16 protein-coding genes and 1 pseudogene are annotated in these 18275 nt (G+C 72.1%); 16 read left to right on the plus strand and 1 reads right to left on the minus strand.

The window, feature by feature from the left end; genetic code table 11:
• Positions 1 to 190: 190 nt before the first annotated feature.
• Both ACFV6I_RS24680 and ACFV6I_RS24685 read left to right on the plus strand, forming a co-directional pair.
• Entirely contained in the window at positions 191 to 1018 is an 828-nt protein-coding gene (locus tag ACFV6I_RS24680; protein WP_380427650.1) for a thioesterase family protein, read from the plus strand.
• Positions 1019 to 1148: 130 nt separating this feature from the next.
• Positions 1149 to 2090: a hypothetical protein gene (locus ACFV6I_RS24685; RefSeq protein WP_380370790.1), complete on the plus strand. Its 942-nt coding sequence runs from the start codon at positions 1149 to 1151 to the stop codon at positions 2088 to 2090.
• Between the two features lie 124 nt (positions 2091 to 2214).
• Here the strand turns inward: ACFV6I_RS24685 and ACFV6I_RS24690 are convergent, their stop codons facing one another.
• Positions 2215 to 2718, minus strand: coding sequence for a transcriptional regulator (locus ACFV6I_RS24690; RefSeq protein WP_031072501.1), 504 nt, complete (start codon positions 2716 to 2718; stop codon positions 2215 to 2217).
• A 330-nt stretch (positions 2719 to 3048) separates the two neighbouring features.
• On the opposite strand from ACFV6I_RS24690, the gene pyrR reads away from it, so the two are divergent.
• The 14 genes and pseudogenes from pyrR to ACFV6I_RS24760 all read left to right on the plus strand — a co-directional run.
• Positions 3049 to 3696 (plus strand): bifunctional pyr operon transcriptional regulator/uracil phosphoribosyltransferase PyrR, encoded by a 648-nt coding sequence (pyrR, locus tag ACFV6I_RS24695; protein WP_063346763.1) that lies wholly within the window; start codon positions 3049 to 3051, stop codon positions 3694 to 3696.
• A gap of 5 nt (positions 3697 to 3701) precedes the next feature.
• On the plus strand, positions 3702 to 4676 hold the full coding sequence (locus tag ACFV6I_RS24700; RefSeq protein ID WP_063346762.1) for an aspartate carbamoyltransferase catalytic subunit: 975 nt from the start codon (positions 3702 to 3704) through the stop codon (positions 4674 to 4676).
• Positions 4673 to 5977 (plus strand): dihydroorotase, encoded by a 1305-nt coding sequence (locus ACFV6I_RS24705; RefSeq protein ID WP_380427653.1) that lies wholly within the window; start codon positions 4673 to 4675, stop codon positions 5975 to 5977. Before ACFV6I_RS24700 ends, ACFV6I_RS24705 begins: the two co-directional genes overlap by 4 nt.
• Positions 5974 to 6540 carry a hypothetical protein gene (locus ACFV6I_RS24710; protein ID WP_363372725.1) on the plus strand — a complete coding sequence of 189 codons (567 nt, stop codon included), beginning with the start codon at positions 5974 to 5976 and terminating at the stop codon, positions 6538 to 6540. The genes ACFV6I_RS24705 and ACFV6I_RS24710 overlap by 4 nt, the downstream gene beginning before the upstream one ends.
• Positions 6537 to 7727 (plus strand): glutamine-hydrolyzing carbamoyl-phosphate synthase small subunit, encoded by a 1191-nt coding sequence (gene carA / locus ACFV6I_RS24715; protein WP_380427655.1) that lies wholly within the window; start codon positions 6537 to 6539, stop codon positions 7725 to 7727. The genes ACFV6I_RS24710 and carA overlap by 4 nt, the downstream gene beginning before the upstream one ends.
• Complete coding sequence (gene carB, locus ACFV6I_RS24720) at positions 7720 to 11028, plus strand: carbamoyl-phosphate synthase large subunit (protein ID WP_380427657.1); 3309 nt, start codon at positions 7720 to 7722, stop codon at positions 11026 to 11028. Before carA ends, carB begins: the two co-directional genes overlap by 8 nt.
• A 106-nt stretch (positions 11029 to 11134) precedes the next feature.
• The gene (locus ACFV6I_RS24725; RefSeq protein ID WP_380427660.1) at positions 11135 to 12250 is read left to right on the plus strand and encodes a quinone-dependent dihydroorotate dehydrogenase; all 1116 of its coding nucleotides are present in this window, start codon (positions 11135 to 11137) and stop codon (positions 12248 to 12250) included.
• 100 nt (positions 12251 to 12350) lie between these two features.
• Positions 12351 to 13184, plus strand: coding sequence for an orotidine-5'-phosphate decarboxylase (gene pyrF / locus ACFV6I_RS24730; RefSeq protein WP_350877835.1), 834 nt, complete (start codon positions 12351 to 12353; stop codon positions 13182 to 13184).
• 383 nt (positions 13185 to 13567) lie between these two features.
• The gene (gene mihF / locus ACFV6I_RS24735; protein ID WP_063346755.1) at positions 13568 to 13894 is read left to right on the plus strand and encodes an integration host factor, actinobacterial type; all 327 of its coding nucleotides are present in this window, start codon (positions 13568 to 13570) and stop codon (positions 13892 to 13894) included.
• Positions 13895 to 13942: 48 nt separating this feature from the next.
• A complete protein-coding gene (gmk, locus tag ACFV6I_RS24740) occupies positions 13943 to 14500 on the plus strand; it encodes a guanylate kinase (RefSeq protein WP_063346754.1) in 558 nt (185 codons plus the stop codon).
• A gap of 37 nt (positions 14501 to 14537) precedes the next feature.
• A complete protein-coding gene (gene rpoZ / locus ACFV6I_RS24745; RefSeq protein WP_030240625.1) occupies positions 14538 to 14804 on the plus strand; it encodes a DNA-directed RNA polymerase subunit omega in 267 nt (88 codons plus the stop codon).
• A 154-nt stretch (positions 14805 to 14958) separates the two neighbouring features.
• On the plus strand, positions 14959 to 16206 hold the full coding sequence (gene coaBC / locus ACFV6I_RS24750; protein ID WP_063346753.1) for a bifunctional phosphopantothenoylcysteine decarboxylase/phosphopantothenate--cysteine ligase CoaBC: 1248 nt from the start codon (positions 14959 to 14961) through the stop codon (positions 16204 to 16206).
• 150 nt (positions 16207 to 16356) lie between these two features.
• The gene (metK, locus tag ACFV6I_RS24755; protein ID WP_063346752.1) at positions 16357 to 17565 is read left to right on the plus strand and encodes a methionine adenosyltransferase; all 1209 of its coding nucleotides are present in this window, start codon (positions 16357 to 16359) and stop codon (positions 17563 to 17565) included.
• Positions 17566 to 17659: 94 nt separating this feature from the next.
• Positions 17660 to 18275 (plus strand): annotated as a pseudogene (locus ACFV6I_RS24760) (primosome assembly protein PriA); the annotation flags it as partial.

Raw genomic sequence — 18275 nt, forward strand, 5'->3', positions numbered from 1 at the left:
GCGCGCGGGGGGGCGGGGGCCCCCCCCCCCCGCCCGCCCGGGGGGGGCGCGCACCCGCGCCCGCCCCCCGCGCCGGCCGGCGGGCGCCGCCGCCCCCCCGTCGCGCGTTTCACCCGGGCGGCGTAAGGTGGTGCCCTACTCGCCAGTAACTTGGCGTTCGGAAACCGCAGTGAAGGGCAGGCCACCCCCCATGACCACCGCGACCCGCAGCGAGTTCGACCAGGGCATCGCCCTGACCCGGCACCCTGACGAGCCCGGCCGCTACGAGGCCGAACTCGGTGCCGGCTGGCAGATCGGCGGCGGGGTCAACGGCGGGCTGCTGCTCGCCGTCGCCGGACACGCGCTGTCGCTGGAGCACGGCGACCACCCCGACCCGGTGTCGATCAGTGGTTACTACCTGTCCGCCTCCACGCCCGGCCCGGCCACCGTCCGCACCGAGGTGCTGCGCACCGGCCGCGGGCTCTCCACCGGCACCGCCTCGCTCAGCCAGGACGGCGTGGAGCGGCTGCGGGTGGTCGCCAGCCACGGCGACCTCTCCACCGCCGACGGCGAGGTGCGCACCAGCGCCCAGCCGCCGCAGCTGCCGCCGCCGGACCAGTGCATCGGCGTCGAGCACGCGCCCCGGGAGCTGATCGCCCAGGCCGAACTGCTGGAGCGCTTCGACCTGCGGCTGGACCCGGCCACCATCGGCTGGGCGCTCGGGCAGCCGTCCGGCAACGGGCGGATCCAGGGCTGGTTCCGGCTCGCCGACGGCCGCGATCCCGACCCGCTGCTGCTCCTGCTGGTCGCCGACGCGCTGCCGCCGGTGACCTTCGACCTGGGCATGCCCGGCTGGGCCCCGACCGTCGAACTGACCGTCCACCTGCGGGCCAGGCCGGTCCCGGGCTGGCTGCGGGTCACCCACGCCACCCGCAACGTGGCCTGCGGGTACTTCGAGGAGGACGCCGAGGTCTGGGACGAGTCCGGCCGCCTGGTCGCGCAGTCCCGACAGCTGGCCCGGGTGCCGCGGAAGGCGTGAATCACATCGTCTTACCGTCGGTTACATTCCTGTGACACGCCGTACGTGTGCGGCGCGCGCGGATGGGGAGATAGACGGTCAGCGGCGAGCCGGCCGCTGACCGTCACCTGCCGACGCCAGGAGCCATTCGATGAGCCATAGTGGCCGCGCCCGCCGCAACTCCGACTGCACCGCCGGCGGCCCGCGACCCACGGTGCGGGCGCCGCACCAGCGGCGGCGGGTCGAGGGGGCCGAGCAGGCGTTCGTCATCGGGATCCTGACCAGCGCGGCCGACTTCGCCCGGGCCCGCGCCTGGGGGCTGTCGAACGCCGCCGACCACGAGCAGTACCTGGCCGAGACCGCCGAGTTGCTGGCCGACGCCCTGGAGCGCTTCGACACCGTGCGGGCCCGGATGTTCCACCCGCAGGACTTCGCGGAGTTCTGCGTGCTGCACGGGCTGGACCCGGCCGAGCCGCTCGCCCGCGACCGCTACCTGGTCAATCCGCCGTTGCAGACCCAGCTGTTGGCCTATCAGGGCGAGGAACTGGCCGGGGACTTCGTGCCGCGCCTGGTCCGGGCCCGGGAGAGCGGGCTGACGCTCTGCCACGCCGACCTGCTGCTGGACGGCGGCCTGTCCGGGGCCGCGGGCGAGGTCGACGAGGAGCACGCCCGCTGGGTGCGCGCCGCCCGTCAGCGCGGCGCCGAGGTGTTCCGCCGGATGCTGGTCGGCGCGGGCGCCGGGGTGTACGAGCTGCGGCTGCGGGTGGACGCGCCGGGCGGGCGGCTGACCGCGGCGGCCCGGGTGCTGCAGTGGGAGGACGGAGTGGTCCGGATCAACGACGAGGACCTGGAGCTGGTCTGCGCGGTGCTGTGCGCCGGATTGGCGCTGGAGCTGCCGGGGGTGGCGGTGCTGCACGGCTCGCAGGGCTCGGTGGCGGCGGGCGGCGCCCGCGGCGCAGCCGCTGACGAGCACTTCCTGCCGGCCTCCTGGGCCTGGTCGAGCGGCGGGCAGGACTGGGCGCCGGCTGCCGGGCCGGTGCGGTTGGACGGCGTGGCGGCGCAGCCCGGCTACAGCCTGGGGACGGTCTGCTGAGCCGGCCGTGGACGCGCGACGGCGCGGCCCCCGGGATGTGGGGTGCCGCGCCGTGACGTTTCTGCAAGGCCCGGGGCGTGGCCCGGACCGCGGACCGAGCCGACGGGAGCCGGTGCGGCGAGCGTCAGCTCGCCTCCTCCTCGCGCACCGCACGGCGCGCGTCGGGGTTCAGCACGCCCCAGGAGATCAGCTGCTCGGTGAGGATCGACGGCGACTGGTCGTAGATGACCGCCAGGGTGCGCAGGTCGTCCTGGCGGATCGACAGCACCTTGCCGTTGTAGTCGCCGCGCTGGCTCTGGATCGTCGCCGCGTAGCGCTGCAGCGGGCCGGCCTTCTCGGACGGGACCTGGGTCAGTCTCTCCAGGTCGAGCACCAGGCGCGGCGGCGGCTCGGCCGCGCCGCCGGGGGTGCCGCCGGGCAGCAGCTCCTGCACCGGGACGCCGTAGAACTCCGCCAGCTCGGCCAGCCGCTGCACGGTGACCGCACGGTCGCCGCGCTCGTACGAGCCGACGACGACTGCCTTCCAGCGCCCCTGGGACTTCTCCTCGACACCGTGCAGGGAGAGACCCTGCTGAGTGCGGATCGCTCGGAGCTTGCCCCCGAGTTGCTTCGCGTAGTCGCTGGACATTGATCTCCCCGGACGAGATTGCTTCGCGTTCAGTGGTGGGTCACGGACGATGGTCGACGCCGTTACCGGTGGGTTCGACGTCCGTCTCGTAACTCACTGTGAGGTTACGTAGAGTAAGGTAGCTGCGTCAAGCCGAATGGGGCAGTCGTGCGAATGGCCCGCATCCGCGGCGCGTCCGGGGCGTGAACCCGGCGAAGCGGAATGGTGCGTGTCCGGTTGCCTCCCGGCCCGCTGCTAGGATGGCTCGAAGCCCGCGCCAGGTCGGCGGGGGCAGTCCCAGACATCCTTTAAGGCCCGTCCAGTGAGGCGGGGAAGGAGGTCCGCTTCGGCATGACCACACACCAAGATTCGACGCCGCGACCGCCGCACCAGGTGCTGGACGGCACGGACATCGCCCGGGTCGTCACCCGGATAGCGCACGAGATCGTCGAGCGCGCCAAGGGCGCCGAGGACGTCGTGCTGCTCGGCATCCACACCAGGGGCGTCCACCTCGCCCGCCGCCTGCACGGCCGGCTGGCCCAGATCACCGGGCGCGAGATCCCGCTGGGTGCCCTGGACATCACCATGTACCGGGACGACCTGCGGCTCAAGCCCGCCCGCGCCCTGGAGCACACCGAGATCCCGTCCGGCGGCATCGACGGCAAGCTCGTCATCCTCGTCGACGACGTGCTCTTCTCCGGCCGCACCATCCGGGCCGCGCTCGACGCGCTGAACGACATCGGCCGCCCGCGCGCCGTCCAGCTCGCCGTCCTGGTCGACCGCGGCCACCGCGAGCTGCCGATCCGGGCCGACTACGTGGGCAAGAACCTCCCCACCTCGCTGCGCGAGGCCGTGCAGGTGCGCCTGTCCGACAGCGACGGCGTGGACGCCGTGCTGGTCGGAGACCGCGCCTACACCGATGCGTCGCGCTCCGCGCGCGATGAACAGGGTTCGCAGGCCCTGGCCTCCCAGCCGTCCGAACCGCACCTCCCGGAGTAGCCCGCGTGAAGCGCCACCTCGTCTCCGCCGCCGACCTCACCCGCGACGACGCGCTGCTGATCCTGGACACCGCCGAGGAGCTGGCCCAGCTCTCCGGACGGGCCGTCAAGAAGCTGCCCACGCTGCGCGGCCGCACCGTCGTCAACCTCTTCTTCGAGGACTCGACCCGCACCAAGACCTCCTTCGAGGTCGCCGAGAAGCGGCTCTCCGCCGACGTCATCAACTTCTCCGCCAAGGGCTCCTCGGTCTCCAAGGGCGAGAGCCTCAAGGACACCGCGCTCACCCTCCAGGCGATGGGCGCCGACGCGGTCGTCGTCCGGCACCACGCCTCGGGCGCGCCGGCCCGCCTCGCCCAGTCCGACTGGCTGCACGGCAGCGTGATCAACGCCGGTGACGGCACCCACGAGCACCCCACCCAGGCGCTGCTCGACGCCTTCACCATGCGTCGCCACCTCAACGCCGGGCTGGGCAACGACCTCGCCGGGCGCCGGGTGACCATCGTCGGCGACATCCTGCACAGCCGGGTCGCCCGGTCCAACGTGCACCTGCTGACCACCCTCGGTGCCCAGGTCACCTTCGTCGCCCCGCCGACGCTGCTGCCGATCGGCATTCAGAACTGGCCCTGCGAGGTCAGCTACGACCTGGACCGCGTGCTCCCCAAGACGGACGCGGTGATGATGCTGCGGGTGCAGCGCGAGCGGATGAACGCCGCGTTCTTCCCGACCGAGCGCGAGTACAGCCGCCGCTACGGCCTGAACGGCACCCGGATGTCCCAGCTGCCCGAGCACGCCATCGTGATGCACCCCGGCCCGATGGTGCGCGGCATGGAGATCACCGCCGAGGTCGCCGACTCGCCGCGCTGCACCGTGGTCGAGCAGGTCGCCAACGGCGTGTCGGTCCGGATGGCCGTCCTGTACCTGCTGCTCGGGGGAGCCACCCTCAACGACGCCCGCACCGACTCCGTGGAGACCGCTCAGTGACCACCTACCTGATCCGCAACGCCCAGATCCTCGGCGGTGCCCCGCAGGACCTCCACCTCGCCGACGGTGTGATCAAGGAGATCGGCACCGGCCTGGCGGTCGAGGCGGACATCGAGATCGACGCCGGCGGCCTGATCGTGCTGCCCGGCCTCGTCGACCTGCACACCCACCTGCGCGAGCCCGGCCGCGAGGACGCCGAGACCGTGCTCACCGGCACCCGGGCCGCCGCGATGGGCGGCTTCACCGCCGTGCACGCGATGGCCAACACCACCCCGGTGGCCGACACCGCCGGCGTGGTCGAGCAGGTCTGGCGGCTCGGCCAGGAGGCCGGCTACTGCGACGTGCAGCCGGTCGGCGCCGTCACCGTCGGCCTGGAGGGCAACAAGCTCGCCGAGCTGGGCGCGATGCACGAGTCCGCCGCGAACGTGCGGGTCTTCTCCGACGACGGCAAGTGCGTGGACGACGCGGTGCTGATGCGCCGCGCCCTGGAGTACGTCAAGGCCTTCGACGGCGTCGTGGCCCAGCACGCCCAGGAGCCGCGGCTCACCGAGGGCGCCCAGATGAACGAGGGCCAGGTCTCCGGCGAGCTCGGGCTCGGCGGCTGGCCGGCCGTCGCCGAGGAGTCGATCATCGCGCGGGACGTGCTGCTCGCCGCGCACGTCGGCTCCCGGCTGCACGTCTGCCACGTCTCCACCGCCGGCTCGGTCGAGATCATCCGCTGGGCCAAGGCCAAGGGCTGGGACGTCACCGCCGAGGTCACCCCGCACCACCTGCTGCTCACCGACGAGCTGGTCCGCTCCTACGACCCGGTCTACAAGGTCAACCCGCCGCTGCGCACCGCCGAGGACGTCCAGGCGCTGCGCAAGGCGCTCGCGGACGGCACCATCGACGCCGTCGCCACCGACCACGCGCCGCACCCGGACGAGGACAAGGACTGCGAGTGGGCCGTCGCCGCGATGGGCATGGTCGGCCTGGAGACCGCGCTGTCGGTCGTGCAGCAGACCATGGTGGACACCGGCCTGCTGAACTGGGAGGGCGTCGCCGACCGCATGTCGCACCGCCCGGCCCGGATCGGCCGTCTCGCCGGACAGGGCCGTCCCGTCTCGGTCGGTGAGCCGGCCAACCTGGTGCTGTTCGATCCCGCGTACCGTGGTGCCGTGAACCCGGACAGCTTCGCCACCCGCAGCCGCAACACCCCCTACAAGGGCCTTGACCTGCCCGGACGGGTGCACGCCACCTTCCTGCGCGGGCGCGCCACCGTGCTGGCCGGCGAGCTGGCCGAGCAGGGCGGGGCGGCGTGACCGGCCCGGCCGCGCTCGCCCAGGAGCAGGCCAAGGTCACCAACTGGCCCGGGTACATCGGCTGGGCCGTCGGCCTGCTGATCGTCATCGGGCTCGTCTACTGGCTGATGCGGCAGGGCTGGAACTGGCGGCGCACCCTCCAGTCCGGCATCCCGCCGCTGCCCGCCGTGCCGGCCGGCGCCGGCCGGACCATCCTGGAGACCAGCGGGCGGTACCACGGCTCCACCACCGCCGGGAACTGGCTCGACCGGGTCGTCGCGCACGGCCTGGGCACCCGCAGCCGCGCCGACCTCACCCTCGGCGAGGACGGCCTGCTGGTGCGGCGCCCCGGTGACGTCGACCTCTGGATCCCGGCCGGGCACCTGACCGGGGCCCGCACGGACTCCGGGATCGCCGGCAAGGTCGTCCCGGCCGGGCTGCTCGTCGTCAGCTGGACGCACGAGGGCACCGAGCTGGACTCGGGCTTCCGGGCCGACCACCCCGACGAGCACGCCGCCTGGGTCGAGGCGATCGCCCAACTCGCAACACGTACGAAGACGAAGACGGAAGAGGCCGCTCAATGACCGCACCTGCCCCCACCACGCAGCGCCGACGGCGGGAGCGCACCCCCGCCGTGCTCGTCCTGGAGGACGGCCGGACCTTCCGCGGCGAGGCCTACGGCGCGACCGGCGAGACCTTCGGCGAGGCCGTCTTCAACACCGGCATGTCCGGCTACCAGGAGACCCTCACCGACCCGTCGTACCACCGCCAGGTGGTCGTGATGACCGCCCCGCAGATCGGCAACACCGGCTGGAACGACGAGGACGACGAGTCCAAGCGGATCTGGGTCGCCGGATACGTCGTGCGCGACCCCGCCCGGGTGGCGTCCAACTGGCGCTCCACCCGCTCGCTGGACGAGGAGCTCGTCCGCCAGGGCGTCGTCGGCATCAGCGGCATCGACACCCGGGCGCTCACCCGCCACCTGCGCGAGCGCGGCGCGATGCGCTGCGGCATCTTCTCCGGCGAGGCGCTGACCGACCAGGCCGAACTGCTCGCCCGGGTGCAGCAGTCGCCCGAGATGAAGGGCGCCGACCTGTGCGCCGAGGTGGCCACCACCGAGGCGTACGTCGTGCCCGCGGTCGGTGAGAAGAAGTTCACCGTCGCCGCGCTGGACCTCGGCATCAAGGGGATGACCCCGCAGCGGATGGCCGAGCGCGGCATCGAGGTGCACGTGCTGCCGGCCAACTCCACCCTGGAGGACCTCTACGCGGTCCAGCCGGACGGCGTGTTCTTCTCCAACGGCCCGGGCGACCCGGCCACCGCCGACCACCAGGTCGCCGTCGCGCAGGGCGTGCTGGAGCGCGGGACCCCGTTCTTCGGGATCTGCTTCGGCAACCAGATCCTCGGCCGCGCACTGGGCTTCGGCACCTACAAGCTCAAGTACGGCCACCGCGGCATCAACCAGCCGGTGCAGGACCGCACCACCGGCAAGGTGGAGGTGACCGCACACAACCACGGCTTCGCCGTGAACGCACCGCTGGACCGGGTGAGCGACACCCCCTTCGGGCGGGTCGAGGTCTCCCACGTCTGCCTCAACGACGACGTGGTCGAGGGCCTCCAGGCGCTCGACGTCCCCGCCTTCAGCGTGCAGTACCACCCCGAAGCGGCGGCCGGCCCGCACGACGCGGCCTACCTCTTCGACCGGTTCGTCGAGCTCATGCGCGGCGACGACAAGCACAGCGCGAAGCTCATGGAGGGCCAGCGTGCCTAAGCGCACTGACATCAAGTCCGTCCTGGTGATCGGGTCCGGCCCGATCGTGATCGGCCAGGCCGCCGAGTTCGACTACTCGGGCACGCAGGCCTGCCGCGTCCTCAAGGCCGAGGGCCTGCGGGTCGTGCTGGTCAACTCCAACCCGGCCACGATCATGACCGACCCGGAGATCGCCGACGCCACCTACGTCGAGCCGATCACCCCGGAGTTCGTCGAGCGGATCATCGCCAAGGAGCGCCCCGACGCGCTGCTGCCGACCCTCGGCGGGCAGACCGCGCTCAACACCGCGATCTCCCTGCACTCGGCCGGCACGCTGGAGAAGTACGGCGTCGAGCTGATCGGCGCCGACGTGGTGGCGATCAACAAGGGCGAGGACCGCCAGCTGTTCAAGGGCGTCGTCGAGGCGGTCAACGCCAAGATCGGCCACGGCGAGTCCGCCCGCTCGGTCATCTGCCACTCGATGGACGACGTGCTGGCCGGCGTCGACACGCTCGGCGGCTACCCCGTCGTCGTGCGCCCCTCCTTCACCATGGGCGGCGCCGGCTCCGGCTTCGCCCACGACGAGGAGGACCTGCGCCGCATCGCGGGCCAGGGCCTGGCCCTCTCGCCGACCACCGAGGTGCTCCTGGAGGAGTCCATCCTCGGCTGGAAGGAGTACGAGCTGGAGCTGATGCGCGACAAGAACGACAACGTCGTGGTCGTCTGCTCCATCGAGAACTTCGACCCGATGGGCGTGCACACCGGTGACTCGATCACCGTCGCCCCGGCGATGACCCTCACCGACCGTGAGTACCAGATCCTGCGCGACATCGGCATTGCCGTGATCCGCGAGGTCGGCGTCGACACCGGCGGCTGCAACATCCAGTTCGCCGTCAACCCCGACAGCGGCCGGGTCATCGTCATCGAGATGAACCCGCGGGTGTCGCGCTCCTCCGCGCTGGCCTCGAAGGCGACCGGCTTCCCGATCGCCAAGATCGCCGCCAAGCTGGCCGTCGGCTACACGCTCGACGAGATCCCCAACGACATCACCGAGCAGACCCCGGCCTCCTTCGAGCCGGCCCTCGACTACGTCGTGGTGAAGGTCCCCCGGTTCGCGTTCGAGAAGTTCCCGAGCGCCGACGCCACGCTGACCACCACCATGAAGTCGGTCGGCGAGGCCATGGCCATGGGCCGCAACTTCCCCGAGGCACTGCAGAAGGCGCTGCGCTCGCTGGAGAAGAAGGGCTCCCAGTTCTCCTGGACCGGCCCGGTCGGCGACAAGGCCGAGCTGCTGGTCAAGGCGGTCGTGCCGACCGACGGCCGGATCAACACCGTGATGGAGGCCATCCGGGCCGGTGCCACCCCGGAGGAGGTGTTCGAGGCCACCAAGATCGACCCGTGGTTCGTCGACCAGCTCTTCCTGCTCGACGAGATCGCCGCCGAGCTGACCGAGGCCGCGAAGCTCACCCCCGAGCTGCTGCGCCACGCCAAGCGGCACGGCTTCTCCGACCAGCAGATCGGCGAGATCCGCGGCCTGAAGCCGGACGTCGTCCGCGAGGTCCGGCACGCGCTCGGCATCCGCCCGGTGTTCAAGACCGTCGACACCTGCGCCGCCGAGTTCGCCGCCAAGACCCCGTACTTCTACTCGTCCTACGACGAGGAGAACGAGGTCGCCCCGCGCACCAAGCCGGCCGTGATCATCCTCGGCTCCGGCCCGAACCGCATCGGCCAGGGCATCGAGTTCGACTACTCCTGCGTGCACGCCTCCTTCGCGCTGGCCGACGCCGGGTACGAGACCGTGATGGTCAACTGCAACCCGGAGACCGTCTCCACCGACTACGACACCTCCGACCGGCTCTACTTCGAGCCGCTCACCCTGGAGGACGTGCTGGAGATCGTCCACGCCGAGCAGCAGGCCGGCCCGCTGGCCGGCGTGATCGTCCAGCTCGGCGGCCAGACCCCGCTCGGCCTGGCCCAGGCGCTCAAGGACAACGGCGTGCCGATCGTCGGCACCCAGCCCGAGGCGATCGACCTCGCCGAGGAGCGCGGCGCCTTCGGCCGCGTGCTGCGCGACGCCGGCCTGCCCGCCCCCAAGCACGGCACCGCCTTCTCCTTCGCCGAGGCCAAGGCCATCGCCGACGAGATCGGCTACCCGGTGCTCGCCCGCCCGTCGTACGTGCTCGGCGGCCGCGGCATGGAGATCGTCTACGACGAGGCCTCGCTCGCCTCCTACCTGGAGCGCCACGCCGGCCTGATCTCCGAGCACCCGGTGCTCATCGACCGCTTCCTCGACGACGCGGTGGAGATCGACGTCGACGCGCTGTACGACGGCACCGAGCTCTACCTCGGCGGCGTCATGGAGCACATCGAGGAGGCCGGCATCCACTCCGGCGACTCCGCCTGCGCGCTGCCCCCGATCACCCTCGGCGGCTACGACATCAAGCGCCTGCGCACCTCCACCGAGGCCATCGCGCGCGGCGTCGGCGTCCGCGGCCTGATCAACATCCAGTTCGCGCTGGCCGGGGACATCCTGTACGTGCTGGAGGCCAACCCGCGCGCCTCCCGCACCGTGCCGTTCACCTCCAAGGCGACCGCCGTGCCGCTGGCCAAGGCCGCCGCCCGGATCTCGCTCGGCGCCACCATCGCCGAACTGCGCGCCGAGGGCCTGCTCCCGGCCGAGGGCGACGGCGGCACGCTGCCGGCCGACGCGCCGATCGCGGTCAAGGAGGCCGTGATGCCGTGGAGCCGCTTCCGCGACATCCACGGCCGCGGCGTGGACACCGTGCTCGGCCCGGAGATGCGCTCGACCGGCGAGGTCATGGGCATCGACAAGGTCTTCGGCACGGCCTACGCCAAGGCCCAGGCCGGCGCCTACGGCGCGCTGCCGACCAAGGGCAAGGTCTTCGTCTCGGTCGCCAACCGCGACAAGCGCAACCTGGTCTTCCCGGCCCGCGCGCTGGTCGGCCTCGGCTTCGAGGTGCTCGCCACCGCCGGCACCGCCGAGGTGCTGCACCGCGGCGGCATCCCGTCCACGCTGGTGCGCAAGCACAGCGAGGGCGAGGGCCCCAACGGCGAGCGGACCATCGTCCAGCTGATCCACGACGGTGAGGTCGACCTCATCATCAACACGCCGTACGGCACCGGCGGGCGCCTCGACGGCTACGAGATCCGCACCGCCGCCGTGTCCCGCGGCGTGCCCTGCCTGACCACGGTCCAGGCGATGGGCGCGGCCGTCCAGGGCATGGACGCGCTGCTGCGCGACGAGGTCGGGGTGATGTCGCTCCAGGAGCACGCCGCGCTGATCAACGCCGGCCGCAAGTAGCACCACAGCAGTGGGGGGCACCGAGGCCAGCCGGGTGCCCCCCACTTCCATGCCCTGATCCGGGTGCTCACGCTCAGATCCGGGCCCTGATCCGGGAGTTGGGTTTTTGTACAAGCTGCTGTTCGACCTCGTCTTCAAGAAGATGGACCCCGAGAAGGCCCACCACCTCGCCTTCTTCTGGATCCGGCTCGCCTCCTCGGTGCCCGGCCTGCGCACGCTGGCGCGGCTGGTGCTCGCCCCGCGCGACCGGGCGCTGCACACCACCGCCCTCGGCCTCGACCTGCCGGGCCCGTTCGGCCTGGCGGCCGGCTTCGACAAGAACGGCGTCGGCATCGACGGCCTGGCGATGCTCGGCTTCGACTACGTCGAGATCGGCACCATCACCGGCGAGCCCCAGCCGGGCAACCCGACGCCCCGGCTGTTCCGCCTGGTCGAGGACCGCGCGCTGATCAACCGGATGGGCTTCAACAACCAGGGCTCGGCCCGGGTCGCCGCGCGCCTCGCCGCCCGCCCGCACACCAGTTCCACCCCGGTGATCGGCGTCAACATCGGCAAGACCAAGGTGGTCGAGGAGGCCGACGCCGTCGCCGACTACGTCAAGTCCACCGAGCGGCTGGCCAAGTACGCCGACTACCTGGTCGTCAATGTCAGTTCGCCGAACACCCCCGGGCTGCGCAACCTCCAGGCCGTGGACCACCTGCGCCCGCTGCTCGCCGCCGTCCGCGAGGCCGCCGACCGCACCACCGCGCACCACGTCCCGCTGCTGGTCAAGATCGCCCCCGACCTGGCCGACGAGGACGTCGACGCGGTCGCCGACCTCGCCCTGGAACTGGGCCTGGACGGCATCATCGCCACCAACACCACGATCGGCCGCGAAGGCCTGCGCACCGACGCCGCCCGGGTCGAGGAGATCGGCATGGGCGGCCTGTCCGGCGCCCCGCTCAAGGCCCGCGCCCTGGAGGTGCTCCAGCGCCTGCGCGCCCGGACCGGGGGCCGGCTGACGCTGGTCTCGGTCGGCGGCGTCGAGACCGCCGAGGACGTCTGGCAGCGGATCGTCCACGGCGCGGACCTCGTCCAGGGCTACAGCGCCTTCATCTACGAGGGCCCGTTCTGGTGCCGCCGGATCCACCGGGGCCTCTCCGCCCGGATCCGGGCCGCGGGCTACCGCGACCTGGCCGCCGCCGTCGGCAGTGCCGTCGACGGCACCAAGGCCGCCTCCTGAACCTCCGTACGCCACGGCTCCGTACGACGCCCCGTGCGAGCCGTGTAGGACCCGCGCACGGCCTCCGTGCGGCCTCCCCACGACCTTCCGGAAGGACGACATGACCCTCGCCCCGTTCGGCGCCCGGCTGCGCCAGGCCCTCGACACCCGCGGCCAGCTCTGCGTCGGCATCGACCCGCACGCCTCCCTGCTCGCCGCCTGGGGGCTCGGCGACGACCTCGCCGGCCTGGAGACCTTCAGCCGCACCGTCGTCGAGGCGCTGGCCGACCGGGTGGCCGTGCTCAAGCCGCAGGCCGCCTTCTTCGAGCGCTTCGGCAGCAAGGGCGTCGCGGTGCTGGAGAAGTCCGTCGAGGAGGCCAGGGCGGCCGGCGCGCTGGTCCTGATGGACGCCAAGCGCGGCGACATCGGCTCCACCATGGCCGCCTACGCGGAGGCCTTCCTGTCGCCCGGCAGCCCGCTGTTCTCGGACGCCGTCACGGTCAGCCCGTACCTGGGCTTCGGCTCGCTGCGCCCGGCCCTCGACCTGGCCCGCGCGCAGGGCTGCGGCGTGTTCGCGCTGGCGCTCACCTCCAACCCGGAGGGCCACGAGGTGCAGCGGGCGGTCGGCGCGGACGGCGAGTCGGTCGCGGCCTCGGTGCTGCGGCAACTGGCGGCGGAGAACGGCGACGCCGCCCCGCTGGGCTCCTTCGGCGCGGTCGTCGGCGCGACGCTCGCCGACGCGGGCGTGGAACTGGCCATCAACGGCCCGCTGCTGGCGCCCGGGATCGGCGCCCAGGGCGCGACGATGGCCGACCTGCCGCGGGTGTTCGGCGCCGCGGTGATCAACGTGGTGCCGAGCGTCAGCCGGGACGTGCTCAAGCACGGTCCGTCGGTGGCGGCCCTGCGCTCGGCGGCCGAGCGGTTCGTCGGCGAGTACGCGGACGCGGTGAAGTAGCGGACGCGGTGAAGTAGCGGCGATCGCGGGCGCGAGCGGCGTAGCGGGGCGATGACCCTGCGCAGTGTGCGCAGCCCGGCGAGGGTCCCCGGACCCCACCGAAGTTGACGTGAGCGCCGTCACATTGGCGGTGTCAAAGTTTCGCAATCGCGGTCATTTTGCCCTGGAAAGTCCTGGTCGGCCTTGGCTGACCAGGACTTTTCGTGTTCTTTTCCTGACGTGGCGCCGCAATCCGGGTAGTGTCCGGCGATAGGTCATCGGCGAGCCGCGAAACCCGTAGCTCCCGCAGGTCAAGGGCCCTGTGGTTCCCCTTGCGGACGGTGTCCTGGGATCCAAACCAGTCATAGCTCAATCCCTTCCTTCCACACCCTGAGGTGAACGGCGTGGCTCTTCCGCCCCTTACCCCTGAACAGCGCACCGCCGCGCTCGCCAAGGCCGCCGAGGCTCGCCGGGAGCGCGCCGAGGTCAAGAACCGGCTCAAGCACTCCGGCGCCTCCCTGCACGAGGTGATCAAGGCCGGAAAGGCCGAGAACGACGTCATCGGCAAGATGAAGGTCTCCGCACTGCTGGAGTCCCTTCCCGGCGTCGGCAAGGTCCGTGCCAAGCAGATCATGGAACGCCTCGGCATCAGCGAGAGCCGGCGCGTCCGCGGCCTCGGTACGAACCAGATCGCCTCCCTGGAGCGGGAGTTCGGCGGCGGTGCCGCCTGACCGTGCCCCGTGGTCCCGGGACCGTCCGCGATCCGGGATAATCGGTGCATGAGTGAGCGTCCGCGGCTGACCGTGCTCTCCGGCCCTTCGGGGGTCGGCAAGAGCACGGTCGTCGCTCATATGAGGAAGCAGCACCCCGAGGTCTGGCTCTCGGTGTCGGCGACGACCCGGCACCCGAGGCCGGGCGAGCAGAACGGGGTCCAGTACCACTTCGTCGACAACGACGAGTTCGACAAGCTGATCGCCAACGGCGAGCTGCTGGAGTGGGCCGTCTTCGCCGGCAACCGCTACGGCACCCCGCGCTCGGCGGTGCTGGAGAAGCTGGAGCGCGGCGAGCCCGTCCTGCTGGAGATCGACCTCCAGGGCGCCCGCCAGGTGCGCGAGTCGATGCCCGAGGCGCAGCTGGTCTTCCTGGCCCCGCCGAGCTGGGACGAGCTGGTCCGACGGCTGACCGGTCGGGGCACGGAGTCGCAGGACGTGATCGCGAAGCGGCTGGAGGCGGCCAAGGTCGAGCTCGCGGCCGAGACCGAGTTCGACACGACCCTTGTCAACACCTCCGTCGAGCAGGTAGCGGGCGAACTGCTAGCCTTGCTCGGTGTAGCCTGACCTGTCTGTCTTTTCCACCCTTTCGGAAGGTTTTCGCGTGTCCTCTTCCATGACCGCGCCCGAGGGCATCATCAACCCGCCGATCGACGAGCTGCTTGAGGCCACCGACTCCAAGTACAGCCTCGTGATCTACGCCGCCAAGCGCGCGCGTCAGATCAACGCGTACTACTCCCAGCTCGGTGAGGGCCTGCTCGAGTACGTCGGCCCGCTGGTCGACACCCACGTGCACGAGAAGCCGCTGTCGATCGCGCTGCGCGAGATCAACGCGGGCATGCTGACCGCCGAGGCGATCGAAGCCGCCTGAGGCGGTGCTCCGAAGTTTCTTGTGGAAGGGCCCGGCGGAATCGTTTCCGCCGGGCCCTTCGGCATTCCCGGGGGCTGTGGGATCGACCACGGTGCGCGCGGCGGCTGAGGGGCCGTAGGGTGTGCACGTCCCAGGAGTGGAGGAGAGCGGGAGTATGAGCGCGACTTCGGACCGGAGCGGGTCGGCGGACGCGCCGCGCGTCGCCCTCGGCGTCAGCGGCGGCATCGCCGCCTACAAGGCGTGCGAGCTGCTCCGCCGGTTCACCGAGTCCGGCCACCAGGTCACCGTGGTGCCCACCGAGGCCGCGCTGCACTTCGTCGGCGAGGCCACCTGGGCCGCGCTCTCCGGCCGCCCGGCCGCCACCGAGACCTGGGAGCGCGTGCACGAGGTGCCGCACGTGCGGATCGGCCAGCAGGCCGACCTGGTCGTGGTCGCCCCCGCCACCGCCGACCTGATCGCCAAGGCCGCCCACGGCCTCGCCGACGACCTGCTCACCAACACCCTGCTCACCGCCCGCTGTCCGGTCGTCCTGGCGCCCGCCATGCACACCGAGATGTGGGAGCACCCCGCCACCCGGGACAACGTCGCCACGCTGCGCCGCCGCGGCGTGATCGTGCTGGAGCCGGCCGTCGGGCGGCTCACCGGCAAGGACACCGGCAAGGGGCGGCTGCCCGAGCCGTCCGCGATCTTCGACGCCTGCCGGGCCGTGCTGCGCCGGGGCGGGGCCGCCCCGACCGACCTGGCGGGCCGGCACGTGGTGGTCTCGGCCGGCGGCACCCGCGAGCCGCTGGACCCGGTGCGGTTCCTGGGCAACCGCTCCTCCGGCAAGCAGGGCTACGCGCTGGCCGTGACGGCCGCGGCCCGTGGGGCGCGCGTGACGTTGGTCTCGGCCAACGCGGAGCTCGCCGACCCGGCCGGCGTCGACGTGGTGCACGTCTCGACCGCGCTGGAGCTGCGCGAGGCGGCGCTGAAGGCGGCGGCGTCGGCCGACGCCGTGGTCATGGCCGCGGCCGTGGCGGACTTCCGGCCCGCCGAGTACGCCAGCGGCAAGATCAAGAAGGTCGAGGGTGTCGAGCCGGCGCCGGTCGCCCTCGTCCGCAACCCCGACGTCCTGGCCGAGCTGGCGGCGCACCGCGCCCGTTCGGGCCAACTCGTGGTGGGTTTCGCGGCGGAGACCGACGACGTGCTCGCCAACGGCCGCGCCAAGCTCGCCCGCAAGGGCTGCGACCTGCTGGTCGTCAACGAGGTGGGCAACGGCAAGGCCTTCGGGACGGACGTCAACGAGGCCGTGGTGCTGGGTTCGGATGGTAGTGAGACGGCCGTTCCGGTGGGTCCGAAGGAGGCGTTGGCGGACGTGGTCTGGGACCTGGTCGTCAAGCGGCTGGAAACGGTCGGCGACTGATCAAGCCCTGCTGGAGATCGGTCGAGATTTCCGGAAGCGGGTGACGTTCGGCGGAGGCATCCCGTTAGACTCCAGGAATCAAGTCTTTCCGGATGTCCTCGGTTCGCCGGGGGCCTTCAGTCAGCAGCCGCTGCAACCCCAGGGAGCGCTGTGTCTCGCCGCCTGTTCACCTCGGAGTCCGTCACCGAGGGACACCCCGACAAGATCGCTGACCAGATCAGCGACACCATCCTTGACGCTCTCCTGCGAGAGGACCCGACCTCCCGGGTCGCCGTGGAGACGCTCATCACCACCGGCCAGGTGCACGTGGCCGGCGAGGTGACCACCAAGGCGTACGCGCCGATCGCCCAGCTCGTCCGGGACAAGATCCTGGAGATCGGCTACGACAGCTCCAAGAAGGGCTTCGACGGCGCCTCCTGCGGCGTGTCGGTGTCCATCGGCGCGCAGTCGCCCGACATCGCTCAGGGCGTCGACACCGCGTACGAGGCTCGGGTCGAAGGCGACGAGGACGACCTGGACAAGCAGGGCGCCGGCGACCAGGGCCTGATGTTCGGCTACGCGTCCGACGAGACGCCCGAGCTGATGCCGCTGCCGATCACCATCGCGCACCGCCTCTCGCGCCGCCTGACCGAGGTCCGCAAGAACGGGACCATCCCGTACCTGCGCCCCGACGGCAAGACCCAGGTCACCATCGAGTACGACGGCGACAAGGCCGTCCGCCTCGACACCGTGGTGGTCTCCACCCAGCACGCCAGTGACATCGACCTGGAGTCGCTGCTCACCCCGGACATCCGCGAGTTCGTGGTCGAGCCCGAGCTGAAGGCGCTCGCCGACCAGGGCATCAAGCTGGTCACCGAGGGCTACCGCCTGCTGGTGAACCCGACCGGCCGCTTCGAGATCGGCGGCCCGATGGGCGACGCCGGCCTCACCGGCCGCAAGATCATCATCGACACCTACGGCGGCATGGCCCGCCACGGTGGCGGCGCCTTCTCCGGCAAGGACCCGTCCAAGGTCGACCGCTCGGCCGCGTACGCGATGCGCTGGGTGGCGAAGAACATCGTCGCCGCCGGCCTCGCCCGCCGCGCCGAGGTGCAGGTCGCGTACGCGATCGGCAAGGCCGAGCCCGTGGGCCTGTTCGTCGAGACCTTCGGCACCGAGACCGTGCCGGTGCTGTCCATCCAGAAGGCCGTCACCGACGTCTTCGACCTGCGCCCGGCCGCGATCATCCGCGACCTGGACCTGCTGCGCCCGATCTACTCCCAGACCGCGGCGTACGGCCACTTCGGCCGTGAGCTGCCCGACTTCACCTGGGAGCGCACCGACCGGGTGGAGCAGCTGAAGGCGGCCGTGAAGGACTGAACGGCCTGATCGTCCGGAAGCGGCGCCTACCCCCGGGCGGGGTGGGCGCCGCTTCTGTGCGTTCTGTCGGTGTGACCTGGTAGTACTGGGAGCGATGAGCAGCACAGGGGAGACGGAGAACACGGAGAACGGGGCCGAGCCGGAGCAGCTGGCGTTCATCCGGGAGACGGTCAAGCGGGCCAAGCCCCGGACGTGGCGCGGCGCCAAGCGGGCCGAGCACCTGCCGGTGGCCCGGGTCGTGGTGGACAAGGGCGTGCTCACCATCGACAAGTTCTTCGACTACGAGGTGCCGGCCGCGATGGCCGAGGAGGCCCGCCCGGGCGCCCGGGTGCGGGTGCGCTTCGGCGCGCGCGTGGTGAAGGGCCAGCGCGAGGGCGGGGAACTGCACGACGGGTTCATCGTCGCCCGGCTGGAGAAGAGCGACTTCCCCGGCCCGCTCGCCCCGCTCGCCCAGGTGCTCTCGCCCGAGCCCGTGCTCACCCCCCAACTGCTCCGGCTCTGCCGGACCGTCGCCGACCGCTACGCCGGCACCCTCGCCGACGTCCTCCAACTGGCCGTCCCGCCCCGGCACGCCAAGGCCGAGGCCGAGCCCTCGCCGCCGGCGCTCCCGCGCCCCCCGGCCCCCGCCCCCGGGGGCTGGCAGCGCTACCCGGCCGGGGCGGAGCTCTGCGGCCGCGGGGGGGGGCGGGGGCGGGGGCGGGGGGGGGGGG

The organism is Kitasatospora sp. NPDC059803 (assembly GCF_042732255.1).
In the GTDB taxonomy this organism is placed as follows: Bacteria; Actinomycetota; Actinomycetes; order Streptomycetales; family Streptomycetaceae; genus Kitasatospora.

Coding starts and splice junctions, on each gene's coding strand:
- ACFV6I_RS24680 (WP_380427650.1), top strand. CDS start 191: ATGACCACCGCGACCCGCAGCGAGTTCGACCAGGGCATCGCCCTGACC.
- ACFV6I_RS24685 (WP_380370790.1), top strand. CDS start 1,149: ATGAGCCATAGTGGCCGCGCCCGCCGCAACTCCGACTGCACCGCCGGC.
- ACFV6I_RS24690 (WP_031072501.1), bottom strand. CDS start 2,718: ATGTCCAGCGACTACGCGAAGCAACTCGGGGGCAAGCTCCGAGCGATC.
- pyrR (WP_063346763.1), top strand. CDS start 3,049: ATGACCACACACCAAGATTCGACGCCGCGACCGCCGCACCAGGTGCTG.
- carA (WP_380427655.1), top strand. CDS start 6,537: ATGACCGCACCTGCCCCCACCACGCAGCGCCGACGGCGGGAGCGCACC.
- pyrF (WP_350877835.1), top strand. CDS start 12,351: ATGACCCTCGCCCCGTTCGGCGCCCGGCTGCGCCAGGCCCTCGACACC.
- gmk (WP_063346754.1), top strand. CDS start 13,943: ATGAGTGAGCGTCCGCGGCTGACCGTGCTCTCCGGCCCTTCGGGGGTC.
- coaBC (WP_063346753.1), top strand. CDS start 14,959: ATGAGCGCGACTTCGGACCGGAGCGGGTCGGCGGACGCGCCGCGCGTC.